We start from the raw sequence: 15334 nt of genomic DNA on the forward strand, positions 1-15334 counted from the left end.
CGCACCTCGAAAACAAGTCCGCTCGTAGACCTTAAATATCCCAACGCGGTCGGGAATCCTCGCGCTTCAGCGCGGGGAGGACGTCAAGCTCACCCGTTTTCGTTCCCGTTCCCGTCTCCATCCTTGTCCGTGACGAGTGCCGAACGGGCAACTGGAACCAGCTCGTCGATGTCGATCCCCTCGCGACGGGCGTAGATCACTGCCGCGGTCTCGATCGTGACGCCGAGTTCGCTCTGGAGTGTGTTGATCGCGCCGACGGCCTCGTGTTTGGCCATGCCTTCGGCGACCAGCGCGTCGAGGACGCGTTCGAACGCAGAGCGCTCCGTAAGGATGTCTTCGTCTGGGACGAACTCTTCTGGAATCGTCACCTCGGACGGGTCGAACCCGGCGACGAGTTCGTTTCCATCGGGTTCGAGGAGCCCATCTTGCGTCGCCACGTCGATCAGGCGTTTCGACTGGTCGGGCGAGAACCAGTCACGGTCGAGCGAGAGTGCGACGACGAACTCGTTCTCCTCGAGTCGGTTCGTGCCGTTCTGGACGAACGGGGCGGCGACGGCGACGCGAAGGCTCATCGGAGACGACTCTCTGGAGCGGCGAAATAACGATGGCGGTTCGGCTGCGCTCGGCTTGAACGTGATTCGATGGGATAGTGGTATCGTCAGTCAGAGGCCTGACTGCCGCCGCCACTACTGTTTCTGTTTGCGCGAGACGGTGGCGGGAACTCGGTCGGGGACGGTTCTGACTGTGGTGGTTCTGGGAGTACACAGCGGTCGGGTTCGCGGTTGACGTGCTGGTACTGTCCAGGTGCGTTCGCGAGCGGATGGGCCGGGTTCTGATCGCTATCGATTTGGGCAGCACGGACCTCACCGAAGCCGGTGAGCCGTGCCTGGATGCCACGCCAGTGATAGCGCGTTGCGGCCGGAATCGAGACCGGCTGTGGCGGCTTCCCATCGGGGTGGCTCGTCGCCAGAATCGTGTTGTTGACGTTACTCGCGAGCGCGTCGTGGTCGATGAGGACACCAACAGATGCGTCCTCTGGCGCGCGTGCGGCGAGTACGTCGAGCCCGAGATGGAGCGCCCGATACTCGGCAACGTTGTTGTCCGGCGGCGTATCCGCGGTCGCAACTCTGGCGACGCGGGTGCCGTCGCGCGTTTCGATGACAGCGCCGAGCCCGCCACCCGACTGGCGGAAGGACCCATCGGTAGCGACGTAGAAGTCTCGGTGATGGGTCCGCGGGGGGTGGGCGATGTGGGGCGTCGGCGACTCGTCGAACAGGTCCCGCAGTGCGGACCGGCCGTGAGCGGCCATACTCGTGGTACGTCCTGTGTCGCACTTAAACTTGTGGCACGCTTCAGGTGCTGAATTGACGACACTGTTCTCTTCCAGAATGTTTCGTGAAAGTGTGTGTTTGTTCGTAATACCACGAGAAATGGGACACTTCCACACGAGATATGTGATGGCGTACCAGTATATATAAATAACATCCCTTCTATGAGTCAACGTATGCAGGGTGCCAATTATTCACTCGACCGCCGGACGCTACTACAGCGGACCGGAGCAGCGACGAGTATTGCTGGACTTGCAGCAATTGCAGGCTGTATCGACGACTCGAACGGCGACGGTGACGACGAGTTCGTCGTCACGCAGGGGGAGTTCGCCACGACGGTCGACCCGAACGACCACAACGACTCGCCGACGTACAACGTCCTTGATCAGGTGTACGAGCCACTCTGGGACGTCACACCCGACGGCGAACTCGAGCCACGAGTCGTCACGGAGTGGGACCACCCCGACGATAACACGATGGAGCTGACGGTTCGAGACGACGTAACGTTCCACGAGGGCCAAGAGATGACCGCCTCGGACGTCGCGTACACGATCAACCGTGCCGTCGACGAGGATGTCGGAATCGTCAGCGAACAGGCCGACCGCTACCCTGGCGTCACCGGCGCTGAAGCCGAGGACGACACGACCGTGCTCGTCGAACACGAGTCGGTGGCGTCGCTGGTTGAGTTCAACCTCGCCACAGTCGCGACCGTCGTCAGCGAGGAGTGGATGGAAGACCAGGACCAGCCTGCCAACGAGGAACTGAACGGAACCGGGCCGTACCAGGTCGAAGAGTACACGCCGGATCAGGACATTATTTACACGACATTCGACGATTACTGGGGCGATGTTCCCGATATCGACCGCGTCCGCTACCGTGCAGCCAGCGAGGCGAGCACGCGAGTCTCCGAACTCGAGACGGGCGAGAGCGACCTGATCGTCAACGTCCCGCCGACGGACACCGCGGGAATCGACGAGGCCGACGATGCCGATATTCGGTCGGTCGTCAGCCTCCGGAACATCTTCCTGGTCATGCCGAACGACGACGAACCGTTCGACAGCCAGGAGTTCCGCCAGGCGATGAACTACGCGGTCGACGTCGATTCCATCATCAGCAACGTGCTCGACGGCTTCGGCGAACCGAGCACGCAGCCAATCCCCGAGGGGATCTTCGGCTACAACGACGACCTCGAGCCGTACCCACACGATCCCGATGAGGCCGAGGCACTCATCGAAGAGAGCGGGTACGCAGGCGCTGAAATTACGCTCGAGTCGCCCGAGGGACGCTACCTCAACGACACCGAGGTTGCGGAGATGGCAGCCCAACAGATCGACCAATTGGACAACGTCTCCTGTGACTTCCAGATCATCGACTTCGAGAGCCTCACCGAGTCCTCGCTCGACGGTGATCCGTCGACGTCGCCGGACTTCTTCCTCATCGGCTGGGGGAACCCGACGTACGACGGCGACTACGGCCTCACCCCGTGGTTCGTCGAGGGGCAGGCGTCGTACAACTTCATGGACGACGACATCGAGGAGATGATCGTCGAGAGTCAGAGTATCGACGATCCGGACGAGCGCGAAGAACTCCTGCAGGAGATCAACGCAGAGCTCTACGAGGCAGCGCCGTGGGTCTTCCTGCACCGCGAGGAGAGTATCTACGGCATCCGCTCTGATGTCGACTGGGAGCCACGCGCCGACGAAAGCATCTTCCTCGACGAGATGCAGCGGTAGACAACCACAACCGAACCATCACTGGTCACTGTCAGTCGCTGCGCCGCCCGCACCGAGTCGGACTGTCGGTCTCGCCGGCTTCGGCTGGCCGATCAGCGCTCGACAGACAACAGACACACAGTGACGAACCGACACCCCACGTCGGACCAATGCAAACACACGCACAGTACGCATACCAACGGACAATCCGTCTTTACACGATTCGAACGCATACATAGTCGATGTCTCTTGCCAAATTCCTTATTAAACGAACACTACAGGGTATCTTCGTCGTCTGGGGAGTAGTCACGATCACCTTCGGCCTTCGGGCTATCGCACCTGGCGACCCCGTCGACCTGATCGTCGATCCGGCGACATCCCCCGAAATCCGTCAACAGGTTCGCGAGGAGATGGGACTCGACCAGCCGCTGCTCATTCAGTACATCGAGTACCTCCAGGGCATCCTGGTCGGCGACCTCGGATTCTCGTACCAGTCTCGCCGCGACGTGACGACCATGGTTATCGAACGAGTGCCCGCAACACTCGAGTTAGCGATCGCCGCGACGATCGTCGCGATCGTCATCGCGATCCCGCTCGGCGTCATCAGCGCGACCAGACGCCACGAGCCGTCCGATTACGGCGCAACGATGTTCTCGCTGGTCGGGATTAGTACGCCGAACTTCTGGCTGGGGATCATGTTGATTCTCGTCCTCTCGGTGCAGTTCGGTCTGTTCCCGGTGAGCGAGCGACCGGTCGGCTTCGTCGAAGCTGTGACCGTGCTCGTGACGACCGGCTACTTCAACGACCTGATCACCTGGTTCCGTCATATGACGCTGCCCGCACTCACACTTGGAACGTACTTTACAGCCCTTATTACGCGACTCACGCGCAGTGGTATGGTCGACGAACTCGGGAAGCCCTACGTGACGGCGACCGAAGCGAAGGGACTCCCGAGCGTGCTGATCAGATACAAGCACGTCCTCCGGAACACGATGATTCCGATCATCACAGTGCTCGGCCTCCAGCTCGGGACGCTCATCGGTGGCGCGGTCATTACCGAGTGGGTTTTCGACTGGCCAGGACTCGGAACGAGACTGATAAACGCCCTCTATGCCGGTGACTGGCCGGTTATTCAGGGCGTGCTCATCTTCATCGGGATCGGGTTCGTCGTGATCAACATCGTGGTCGACTCGCTGTACGCCTACCTCAACCCGCGGGTGGTCGACGAATGATTTCAGATCGTCTCAAATCGAGTCTGAAGCGGGAGTTCGACCAGAGCCTGATGGCGAAACTCGGGCTTTCGATCGCGCTCGTCATCATTCTGGTCGCGACCTTTGCACCGATACTCGCAACACATCATCCGGGCCAGACCGGTCACTTCGACGAGGAAGGGAGCTCCTACCCACCGATCGGATTTGACTACCAGACCCACGCCTGGGAGGACGGCGATGACGGCCGTGAGCGCATCCCGCACACGGTCCAGCCAACGTCTGAGCACGTGCTCGGGACGAACAACCTCGGACAGGACGTCTACTCGCGAATGCTGTTCGGTGCGCGAACGTCGCTGCTCGTCGGGTTGATCGGAACCGGCCTGGCGGCAGCCTTTGGCGTGCCGTTCGGGCTGGTTGCGGGCTACTTCGGTGGCCGGACGGATGACTCGATGATGCGGGTGGCGGACATCATGCTCGCGTTCCCGTCGCTCGTCCTCGCAATCGCCCTCATTGGGGTGTTCGGCAGAAGTGTCCAGTACATCCCGGACCCGATCGTTATGGCCGGGTTCGCCGAGGGAATGCCTGAATACGCGGTGCTTCCCGGGACCGTCACACTCGTTGTTGCACTCGTCAACTGGGTGTGGTTCGCCCGTGTTGCCCGCGGTGAGGCGCTCGCGATACGCAACGAAGAGTACGTGAAAGCCGCACGAAGCCTCGGTGCGAGCAACTGGACCGTGCTTCGCAAGCACGTGCTGCCGAACAGTCTCACGCCGATCATCGTGCTCGCAACGATTCAGGTCGCCGCGATCATCCTCCTCGAGAGTTCGCTGTCGTACCTCGGGTTCTCCGGGACGACGCTCTCGTGGGGGTACGAGATCAGCCAGGGACAGGATTACCTCCGAACTGCCTGGTGGATCTCGACAATCCCAGGCGTCGCGATCGTGCTCGCCGTAATCAGCATTAACCTACTCGGCGACTGGCTCCGGGACGCCCTCGACCCGAACATCGAGGGAGAGGGAGGTGTCTAACATGACTGAAGATATTATTCGCGTCGAAGGACTCTCGACTCGCTTCTTCACGGAACAGGGACAGGTAAACGCAGTCGACGACCTCGACTTCCGGATCGAACGCGGCGAGGTCTTCGGCATCGTCGGCGAGAGTGGCAGCGGAAAGAGCGTGACCGCTCGCTCGCTCATGGACCTCATCGAGTCACCCGGTCGGATCACCGACGGGGAAATCTGGTTTAACGACGCCGAACTTGCCGACAGCGTCGCCGAAGGCAACGAGGAGGCCGTCGACGGCGACTTCGTCGACCTGCTCTCGATCACCGAACAGCAACGAACGGCGCTCCGGGGAACCTCCTTCAGTATGATCTTTCAGGACCCCGAGAGCAGTTTCAATCCGAGCCTCACCGTCGGCGAACAGCTTGCCGAAGCCGTCGAGGTCCAGCAACGAGCCAGTGCGAACCCGCGTTCGACGAAGGCCAAGACACAGACGGCCGACTACTCCTTTGGCAACTACCTGCTCTCGACGATGCTCCCCTCCCAGCGATTCGTCACCGACGAAAGCCGGGAGCGAGCGATCGAGCTACTCGAGTTAGTCGGCATTCCGGACCCCGTCGAGCGAGCCGACGAGTATCCACACGAGTACTCGGGTGGGATGCTCCAGCGGGCGATGATCGCCCAGGCGCTTGCGGGTGAGCCGGACGTGCTCGTCGCCGACGAACCGACAACGGCACTCGACGTGACGATTCAGGCCCAGATCCTCGACCTGCTCGACGAGCTACAGGAAGAGAACGGGATGACAATCCTGCTGATCACGCACAATCTGGGTGTCGTCGCGCGGATGTGCGACCGTGTAGGCGTGATGTACGCCGGCGAGATCGTCGAGCGGGGGACACTCGAGGATGTCTTCGACGACCATGTCCATCCCTACACGGAGGGGCTGCTCGGGTCGATCCCGGATCTGGCGAGTGCCGGCGGGCGGCTCCAGCCAATCGGCGGAAACGTGCCAAGCTTGCTCGATCACGAAATGGGAGATAGGTGTCACTTCGCTGACCGCTGTCCGAAGGCAATGGATCAGTGTCTGGAGCATCCACCCGAGTACGCTGCAGCAGGCAGCGACGACCATACCGTCCGGTGTGTACTCGCAGAGCGTTCCTACGACGAGCAGGATTCGCTTCCGACGGGTTATTTTGACGAAACCGAACGACCAGCGGGAGACAAACACGAGGATCCCGACCGGTCAGCGGGGGAACCGCCAGAGGAACGAACGCAGCCACAGACGACGATCGACGAAGTTGGAGGTGAGTCCCGATGAGTTCCGACGAGCAACGCGAACACGCAGCTGAGACAGCAGGAACAGAGTCTGGAGTGGACACTGCCGGCTCGGGAGCCGGAGCTGGCACTACATCCAGATCGTCAGCCGACAGTGACGCCCACACTACCACCTCGGCCGCAACGGGTGCTGAAGCACCGCTGGTCAGCGTCCAGAACCTCGAAAAGTACTTCTGGGAGAACGACTCCCTGCTGGACCGACTGCTGGGCGGCGAACCGGTCGCCGTCCGCGCCGTCGACGGCGTGAGTTTCGACATCTACGAGGGCGAGACGCTCGGGCTCGTCGGTGAATCCGGCTGTGGAAAGTCGACGACCGGCGAAACCCTGTTGCGCCTGCAAGAGCCGACCGGCGGCCGCGTTGAGTTCGGCGGTGAGAACGTCTACGAGATGGACAACGGAGCAGTCACCGACTTCCGACAGAGTGCACAGGTCGTCTTCCAGGACCCGTTTTCGAGTCTCGATCCGCGGATGACGATCGGCGACATCGTCCAGCAGCCACTCGACATCCACGACGTCGGTACCACCGACGAACGCCGTGCTCGCGTTCGAGACCTCCTCGAGCGCGTCGGCCTCTCGACCGACCAGCTTGACCGCTACCCTCACGAGTTCTCCGGCGGCCAGCGCCAGCGAATCGGCATCGCCCGCGCACTCGCACTCGAGCCGGAGTTTCTCGTCCTCGACGAGCCGACAAGCGCACTCGACGTTTCCGTGCAGGCGCAGGTACTGAACCTACTCGAGGACCTTCAGGACGAGTTCGACCTCACGTACCTGCTCATCAGCCACGACCTCTCGGTGATTCGCCACATCTGTGATCGGGTTGCCGTGATGTATCTTGGTGAAATCGTCGAAATCGGCCCCGTCGAAGAGCTGTTCGACGATCCGAAACACCCCTACACGAAGGCGCTACTCGAGAGCGTCCCGAGAGCGACGACGGAGGAGCGAGAGCGCGACCGGGAGACGCTCGCAGGAGACGTGCCCTCGCCACGCGATCCGCCCAGTGGCTGTCGGTTCCGGACACGGTGTCCGATGGTGATTCCGCCGGAGGACCTACAGATTGAGCAAGAGACCTTCCGCGAGATCATGACCGCCCGCGAGCGAATCGAGAACCGAGACATCTCACTCGAGACGGTCGGTGGCGAGCAGATCGAGTTCGAGGATGGTTCGGTTCCATCGGCGGACGTGCCGGCGTTCGTCGACCTGCTCCACGAGCGGTTGTTCGACGAGCCGTTGCCGGGCCGACACCGCGAGGTCGTCGACGAGGCACTCGCCGAACTAGCAGACTCCGATTGGGAGGCAGCAGAGTCCACCCTGCGGATGGAGTACGAAAGCGTTTGTGAGCGCGAGAATCCGGGTCTCGGCGAGGGTGCGCATCCGGTGGCCTGTCATCTTTACGGTGAGGCAGGTACCGGAGAAAACGCGATCGATCCAGATACCTGGTCCTGAACACTCACACACCAATATTCAGCGAGTGCAGAGTGTTCAACGACTGCGAATTGAATTGTGATGTTTTTCACACGAGACGGTTATTTCTCGTCGAAGAGGTGCCACATCACCGGAATTGCGGTACACGTTCAAAATCGTGAACGAACGAACCCAATCTGTATTGGCAGTAGGTGTAATACCGTCACTAGCTTGGCACAGATATGAAACACTCAAGCGCCGCTCGGATGGAAGCAGCGTGCTCACTGCTGTCAAAATTGGAACGTCGGTATCTGCTGTATCAACTGTCGGACGGTCGCCGAGCGAATATCGACGACCTCATCGACCAGATTGCAGCCTGGGAGCTCGAGGGCGACGGGCAAGGAGGGTACGACGCTGTCGACGAAGAGACGCGCCAGCAGGTATATATTTCGCTGATCCACAACCACCTGCCGCGGCTGGCGGATTACGAGATTATCGACTACGACCTCCGGAGCGGTGACATCGTCCTCGACGACGGTTTCGAGGACATCAAGCCGCTGCTCGAGCAGTTCAGGCAGACAGAAGAACATCCGGAGTTGCGAAAGCGAGCGACGCTGTAGCCAGGCGGCCGGCGACTCGACCGTTGTGACAGCAGTTCGTCTGTTACTCGGCAGTTGTACTATCCCTTTGTTGTCAACGGAGACCGTCACCGAATCGCAACAGATAGTGTCACCGAACGGCGAGTATCGCTGTGAGCCGCGCTAGGAACACCGGACTCTTTCTCGCTCTCGCTGCCGCCTGGGGTACCGCATTCGTCGCTATCAGCGCCGGTCTCGACCACTTCCCGCCGGTGCTGTTCGCCGCCTTGCGCTACGATATCGCCGGCATCCTGATGCTCGTCTACGCGGCCTACGCCGTCGACGACTGGTACCCGACCGGACGCGCAGAGTGGGCCGTTGTCGCCGTCGGGGCGACGCTTTTAATCGCAGCCTACCACGCATTTCTGTTCGTCGGCCAGCAGCACACGACCGCCGCCGCAGCCGCGATTCTCGTAAGTCTCTCACCCGTCCTGACAACCGGCTTCGCTCGTCTGCTGATGCCCTCGGATGCGCTCTCAGCACTCGGTATCGTCGGCGTCGGCCTCGGACTCATTGGTGTCGCAATTATCTCACAGCCAGAAACCGGCGACCTGTTCGCACCAGACGTCATCGGCAAGGTGCTGGTCTTCTGTGCGGCGACCGCGTTCGCACTCGGCAGCGTCCTCACCCGCCGTATCGATGCTGCGTTGCCGATCGAGACGATGGAAGCCTGGTCGATGCTCGGCGGCGCACTCCTGATGCACCTCATCAGTCTCGCTCTTCGGGAACCGATCGAACCGTCGGCCTGGACCGACCCGCAGGCACTCGGCGCACTCGGCTACCTCGCCGTCGTGGCGAGCGCGCTCGGCTTCCTGCTGTATTTCGACCTCTTGGAGCGTCTCGGTGCCGTCGAAATTAACATGGTTTCCTACGTTGCCCCAATCTTTACCGTAATCGCGGGCTGGCTCTACCTCGACGAAGTCGTCGACGCCGCGACGCTGGTTGGCTTTCTCCTCATCGCACTCGGGTTCGTCCTCGTCAAACGACGGGCGATTCGTGAGACGCTCGGTCGTACTCGAGGGGAGGACTCGAGTACGGGTACCGATGACTAACCGATCCTGTCGCGCTAGCGTCTCGGTTACTCTCTTGTGATCTCAGACGTTGGTGCTTCCCAGTGATCTATCAGAGTCATTACGTCGAAAACTCAGCTGCGGTTATATCCTCGACACTCGCGCTATCAGTCTGAAGGACGTACGTATAGATCTGAGCGAGCGTTGGATTTTCCAGCAGATCAACAAGCGCTCGAAGTTGCTCAGTTGGTGGCGTCTCGGACGGCGTCGTCGATTGGGACACCCTATTATGGATTGTGTATAATTCATAATAACGCACCCGCTGAGCGCCTTCTTTCAACGTCGTTGCACAGCAAGGACCCCAAATTAGCGACCGTTCGACTGACAGTGTTCGTGGCCGACGTAGAGTGCGACCAGATTACAGCCGAGCAAGAGAAGAAACATCGTCGTTTCGACCCAGGTTGAGAGACCAGTAAACAACAGTGGGATGTAAATAATCGGGAGGGCGATCGCAGACCAGAACGCGAGTGCGCGAACGCGGAGCGAAAGCGGGTATTTTTGTGGCGCGGCTGCGCGACGCTCCGCCGACGGACGGGTGGTTCTGTCTGCCTGATTCATCTGGTGAGTCGGTGTAGTGGCCCGGTCTGCACGGGAGGCGTTTGATTCGTGCTGTTCTCGATTCGCTTGCGGGTCCGATGTCGACGACGATCCAGCAGACTGGTCAGCGCCAATAGAGGACTCTGACATCGACGATTGGTTAGTGACTGGACGAGCGCCGTGATATAGAACGGCGACTGTTTCGGTACATTCGAACGCATTCGAGACAATTCAGCCGAAAGCGAATGATAGGTGAGTGCGAAACCGGTGCGAGAGTGGCGGATACCCGTTACAGTGGCCGTCCCCAGTACAACCGAACGGAATTCATGGTGTGAGAACGGTATGCGAGACGGACGGCTACAGCGAACGGGACTAAGACTGTATTAGCAGTCGGTAAGGAACAGCTTACTCCGCAACCCCACACTCACGATCCGACTGCCCACAGACAGGGTAGTCACTCAGAACATGGCTCAGAACGGAAGAGGCGAGTCATCACTGGGCAGGACAACGCAGCGGACAAACGAAGCGACGACAGAACAGCATGGAACGAAAAGACGGGCCGAATCTCGGTAACCGAACAGGGCTCGCGATCAGCGGCTCGACTCGAGTACACCCCGAGTCGAACAGGCGAGACTACTACTGGAAGCCGATCCGACTGCCGCGGCGGCCGGTCGGGTCGGGGCCACTCGAGCCGCCCTTGAATTCCTCTTCGATGCGCTCGTAGTAGTCGAGGATGTCGTCCGTGATCGTCGGACGGACGTTCTCCATCGCCTGTCGGAAGTGGCGCATCTCCACGATGTCGGCCTCGTGGTCCTCGCGCAGGGCCTCGATGGCTGACTCGCGGGCGATCGACTCGAGGTCGCTGCCGACGTAGCCGTCCGTGATTTCGGCGATCTCACGGAGGGTGACGTCTGCGGCCAGCGGCGTGTCCTGCGTATGGATGTCGAGGATCCGTTCGCGGCCGTCGACATCGGGTTCGCCGATCATGACGAGCCGGTCGAATCGACCCGAGCGCAGCAGTGCGGGGTCGATCATGTCCGGTCGGTTCGTCGCGCCGATCACCATCACGTCCTCCATTTCTTCGAGGCCATCCAGTTCCGTCAGGAGCTGGTTGACGACGCGTTCGGAGACGTTCGACCCGGTTTCGCCACCGCGGCCGGGGGCGAGCGCGTCGAGTTCGTCGAAGAAGATCACCGTCGGGGAGACCTGTCGGGCCTTGCGGAAGGTCTGCCGAATGGCCTTCTCCGATTCGCCGACCCACTTGGAAAGCAGCTGTGGGCCACGAACCGAGATGAAGTTCGCGTTGGTCTCGTTGGCGACTGCTTTCGCCATGAGCGTCTTCCCGGTTCCGGGCGGCCCGTACAGCAGGACGCCCGCCGGCGGATCGATGCCCAGCCGACTAAAGCGATCGGGGTTGTTGAGCGGCCACTCGACAGACTCCTGGACCTGCTCTTTGGCATCGTGGAGGCCCCCGACATCGTCCCAGGAAATCTTGGGCAGTTCGACCAGGACTTCTCGCATCGCCGAGGGTTCGACCTCGCCGAGTGCGCCGCGGAAGTCCTTGCGCTTGACGATCATCCGGTCGATCAGGCTCGGCGGGATGTCCTCCTCGTCCAGATCGATCTCGGGGAGGTAGCGCCGAAGCGCCTTCATTGCCGCCTCCTTGGTCAGGCTCTCGATGTCAGCGCCGACGAAGCCGTGGGTCTCATCGGCCAGGTGTGAGAGCGCGACATCGTCTGAGAGAGGCATCCCGCGGGTGTGGATCTGCAGGATCTCCTCGCGGCCGACCTCGTCCGGGACACCGATCTCGATTTCACGGTCGAAGCGGCCCGGTCGGCGAAGCGCGGGGTCGACGCTGTCGACGCGGTTCGTCGCCGCGATGACGATGACCTGTCCGCGGGCCTCGAGGCCGTCCATCATCGTCAGCAACTGGGCGACGACGCGGCGTTCGACCTCGCCGGTGACGTCTTCGCGTTTTGGCGCGATGGAGTCGAGTTCGTCGATGAAGATGATCGCGGGCGACTCCTCGCTCGCGTCCTCGAAGATTTCCCTGAGCTGTTGCTCGGATTCACCGTAGTACTTCGAGATGATCTCCGGGCCGGCGATCGAGAAGAACGACGCGGAGGTCTCGTTGGCCACGGCCTTCGCGAGGAGGGTCTTCCCGGTCCCTGGTGGGCCGTGTAAGAGGACACCTTGTGGCGGCTCGATCCCCAATTTCTTGAAGATCTGTGGATGTTTCATCGGGAGTTCGACCATCTCCCGCACGCGCTGGATTTCACCCTGGAGTCCGCCGATATCCTCGTAGGTGATCCCGCCGCCAGTCTTCTCGAAGCCCGAAATCGGTTCCTCTCGGAGTTCGACATCAGTGTCTTCGGTGATGAGGACGACGCCCTCTGGTTCAGTCTCGACGGCAATCAGGGGAATCGCCTGACCCGGCGAGCGCATGAACGGGTGGTTCGTCGAACTCATCACGGGCACGATGTCGCGGCCGACGACCGGCCGCTTCAGGATCTGGCGTTTGACCATGCCAGCCGCATCGGACCCAAACTGCACCGATGCCTCTTCCGGCGGCGCGAGCGTGAGTTTGTCCGCCTTTGTCGCTTCTGCCTTCCGAATGGTGACTCGCTCGCCGATACCCACGTCGGCGTTCTGTCGCGTGAAGCCATCGATTCGGACGGTATCCGTGTTCCAGTCCTGCCGGTCTGCACGCCACACCTTCGCGGCAGTCGTATCTGCACCTTCGATCTCGATTATGTCGCCCGGACTCAGCTTCAAATGCAACAGCGTGTCCGGGTCGAGTCGGGCGATACCACGACCCGAGTCGTTCGGGTACGCCTTCGCAACCTCCAGTTGAACTTCATTCATGATTCAGGATGCACGGCAATGTCTGTGACTCCGATTCCGGATCGGATAGGTTTTTTGCTCGTCAAAGTTTGCTAGGTGCTACCAAAGCTATGTTTGGCAGGTAGATACATAGAAGTGTCGACGGCGGTGTGATTTGAGAGAACCAGCGTGACACTCACGTACCTCGAATGAGTTTGCGGGCACGCTCACACAGCACCACTGGGGGAAGACGCCGGGGAAGCGTGGTTTTTTGCACACGCTACCCCTTCTCTCTGTATGACCGTTCTCGCCTTCGACGGCCGCATGGGTGCAAGCGGCGACATGATCCTCGCCGCCTTGCTGGATGCTGGTGCCGACCCGGACGTACTCGAGTCCATTACGGACGAACTCGATGTCGCGTATCAGATCGACGAGACGGTTCGGTGTGGGATTTCGGGGACGACAGTGGATGTGATGTTGACTGGGGAACCCGATGAGCACGACGAGCATGACGATGAGCATGGTCATGGACAGGATCATCACGGCCATGGCCACGACGATGGTAATCACGAGCATACCCACGACCACGACCACGACCGCAAGCATACCCATACCCACAGCCATGACCATTCGCATGAGCACACACACGACGACCAGACACACACCCATACCCCCGCCGAAGGACACGGCCCCCACCGCAGCTACACCGACGTCCGCACCATCGTCGAAAACATGGCCCTCCCCGACCCCGTCGAACGCGACGCACTCGCCATCTTCAAACGCCTCGGTGAAGCCGAGGCCAGCGTCCACGGCAAGGCACTCGAGGACATCCACTTTCACGAGGTCGGCGCGGACGACGCCATCGCGGACATCGTCGGGGCGGCGGCGCTGGTGCACGATCTCGCGCCGGAGCGCATCGTCACCACGCCGCTGTCGACCGGTGGCGGGACGGCCTCGATGGCCCACGGCGAGTACCCGATTCCCGCACCTGCGGTCGTCGAAATTGCCCAAGAGGCCGACTGGGCGCTTCGCGGCGGGCCTGTCGACGCCGAACTGCTCACACCCACCGGGGCGGCGATCCTCGCGCACTTCGCCGACGGCGTCGATTCCCTCCCCGAACTCGACGTAACGGCCGCCGGGTACGGCGCGGGCGGCTACGACCTCGACCCCCACCCGAACGTCCTCCGAGTGCTGGTCGGCGAGGGAGCCGGCGGCCTGTACAAGGATGACATCGCGGTACTCGAGACGAACCTCGACGACGCGACGCCGGAAGTGCTGGGTGGCCTCCAGCAAACCTTAGCTGCGGCAGGTGCGCGGGATGTCTCGATTCTGCCGGTGACGATGAAGAAATCTCGACCGGGCCATCTGGTGAAGGTGATTTGCAAGCCCGAAGATCGAAGACGGGTTGCACGGCGACTCGCCGAGGAAACAGGCACGTTGGGTGTTCGTGACGCAGGTGTCACCCACCGCTGGATCGCCGATCGTGAGTTCGAAACGGTCACAGTCGAGTTCGGTGGCGAGCGCTACGAGGTGACAGTCAAAATCGCGCGTGATAGCGATGGCGAGGTGTACGACATGAGTGCAGAGTACGACGAGGCGGCTCAAGTGGCGTCGGAGGCAGGTGTCGCGATTCGGACGGTACTCGAGTGCGCCGAGCAGTCAGCGTTGGAACTGGAGTAGCGATCTATCGAACGGATGGCGAGACAAGAGTACGACGGACTCGGGCGAAAATTGGAAGAAATGTGTTCGAAACGGCGTTACGCGTGGTTATCCGTTAGAGGCCAACGTCAATGTCGCCAACGTTGATGTTGTCACCGCTCTCGGCCGTCACGTCACTGACTTCAGCGTTGTTAACCTGAACCGCGGTCTGGTCCTGGTTCACTTCAGCATTGGATGCACTGAAGGCAGAAGCGGCAGGCGAGCCACCGTACTTGGCGTCAGAGGCCGATGCTCCGAGGGCGAACGCACTGGAGTACGACTCAGCGATACCTATCTGGGCGTTGTTGTTCTCCTGATCAATGCCGATTTCGACGGTCGCGTCACCCGTCTCCTGGTCGACGTTCTGTGCCGCTGCCGTGCCGGCGAACCCCATGAACATGAGGCTGCCAATGAGCGCTACCGTCAGTGTAATTGCGAGTGTTCGCTTCATGTGTTGTAATCCTGAGGCACGCTCCACGGCAGAACGGGGCCGCTCGTAACGACGAGTTCAGTGGCCAAGCCACTGGTGAACCCCGGTTGCTGTGGCGCGTTGCCCGGTCACAACACACCAGCGAGGACC

13 protein-coding genes are annotated in these 15334 nt (G+C 61.1%); 8 read left to right on the top strand and 5 right to left on the bottom strand.

Translation table 11 applies throughout. The annotated features are described in order from the left end of the window. Window positions 1–89: 89 nt before the first annotated feature. Window positions 90–572: a DUF2240 family protein gene (locus tag C482_RS13170; RefSeq protein ID WP_006168130.1), complete on the bottom strand. Its 483-nt coding sequence runs from the start codon at window positions 570–572 to the stop codon at window positions 90–92. 86 nt (window positions 573–658) lie between these two features. Continuing rightward, on the bottom strand, window positions 659–1309 hold the full coding sequence (locus tag C482_RS13175) for a ribonuclease H family protein (RefSeq protein WP_006168131.1): 651 nt from the start codon (window positions 1307–1309) through the stop codon (window positions 659–661). Window positions 1310–1504: 195 nt separating this feature from the next. On the opposite strand from C482_RS13175, the gene C482_RS13180 reads away from it, so the two are divergent. From C482_RS13180 to C482_RS13210, 7 genes are all read left to right on the top strand, one after another. Further along, complete coding sequence (locus C482_RS13180) at window positions 1505–3061, top strand: ABC transporter substrate-binding protein (RefSeq protein WP_006168132.1); 1557 nt, start codon at window positions 1505–1507, stop codon at window positions 3059–3061. A 221-nt stretch (window positions 3062–3282) separates the two neighbouring features. Beyond that, window positions 3283–4272, top strand: a complete 990-nt coding sequence (locus tag C482_RS13185) for an ABC transporter permease (RefSeq protein ID WP_006168133.1) — start codon at window positions 3283–3285, stop codon at window positions 4270–4272. After that, on the top strand, window positions 4269–5279 hold the full coding sequence (locus C482_RS13190) for an ABC transporter permease (protein ID WP_006168134.1): 1011 nt from the start codon (window positions 4269–4271) through the stop codon (window positions 5277–5279). The genes C482_RS13185 and C482_RS13190 overlap by 4 nt, the downstream gene beginning before the upstream one ends. Window position 5280: 1 nt before the next feature. After that, on the top strand, window positions 5281–6570 hold the full coding sequence (locus C482_RS13195) for an ABC transporter ATP-binding protein (RefSeq protein ID WP_006168135.1): 1290 nt from the start codon (window positions 5281–5283) through the stop codon (window positions 6568–6570). Next, window positions 6567–8030 (top strand): ABC transporter ATP-binding protein, encoded by a 1464-nt coding sequence (locus C482_RS13200; RefSeq protein WP_006168136.1) that lies wholly within the window; start codon window positions 6567–6569, stop codon window positions 8028–8030. The genes C482_RS13195 and C482_RS13200 overlap by 4 nt, the downstream gene beginning before the upstream one ends. Before the next feature lie 200 nt (window positions 8031–8230). Further along, entirely contained in the window at window positions 8231–8608 is a 378-nt protein-coding gene (locus C482_RS13205; protein WP_241431925.1) for a DUF7344 domain-containing protein, read from the top strand. 131 nt (window positions 8609–8739) lie between these two features. Further along, window positions 8740–9678 (top strand): DMT family transporter, encoded by a 939-nt coding sequence (locus C482_RS13210; RefSeq protein WP_006168138.1) that lies wholly within the window; start codon window positions 8740–8742, stop codon window positions 9676–9678. Window positions 9679–10002: 324 nt separating this feature from the next. Here C482_RS13210 and C482_RS13215 read toward each other — a convergent pair whose 3' ends face one another. Both C482_RS13215 and C482_RS13220 read right to left on the bottom strand, forming a co-directional pair. Next, window positions 10003–10254: a hypothetical protein gene (locus C482_RS13215; RefSeq protein ID WP_049896726.1), complete on the bottom strand. Its 252-nt coding sequence runs from the start codon at window positions 10252–10254 to the stop codon at window positions 10003–10005. A 615-nt stretch (window positions 10255–10869) separates the two neighbouring features. Further along, window positions 10870–13098, bottom strand: a complete 2229-nt coding sequence (locus C482_RS13220) for a CDC48 family AAA ATPase (protein WP_006168140.1) — start codon at window positions 13096–13098, stop codon at window positions 10870–10872. Between the two features lie 255 nt (window positions 13099–13353). Between C482_RS13220 and larC the strand changes: the two genes are divergently transcribed. Further along, a complete protein-coding gene (gene larC, locus C482_RS13225; RefSeq protein ID WP_006168141.1) occupies window positions 13354–14736 on the top strand; it encodes a nickel pincer cofactor biosynthesis protein LarC in 1383 nt (460 codons plus the stop codon). A 94-nt stretch (window positions 14737–14830) separates the two neighbouring features. Here the strand turns inward: larC and C482_RS13230 are convergent, their stop codons facing one another. Beyond that, window positions 14831–15205, bottom strand: a complete 375-nt coding sequence (locus C482_RS13230) for a hypothetical protein (RefSeq protein ID WP_006168142.1) — start codon at window positions 15203–15205, stop codon at window positions 14831–14833. Window positions 15206–15334: the final 129 nt, after the last annotated feature.

It is taken from the genome of Natrialba chahannaoensis JCM 10990 (genome assembly GCF_000337135.1).
Classification (GTDB): Archaea; Halobacteriota; Halobacteria; order Halobacteriales; family Natrialbaceae; genus Natrialba; species Natrialba chahannaoensis.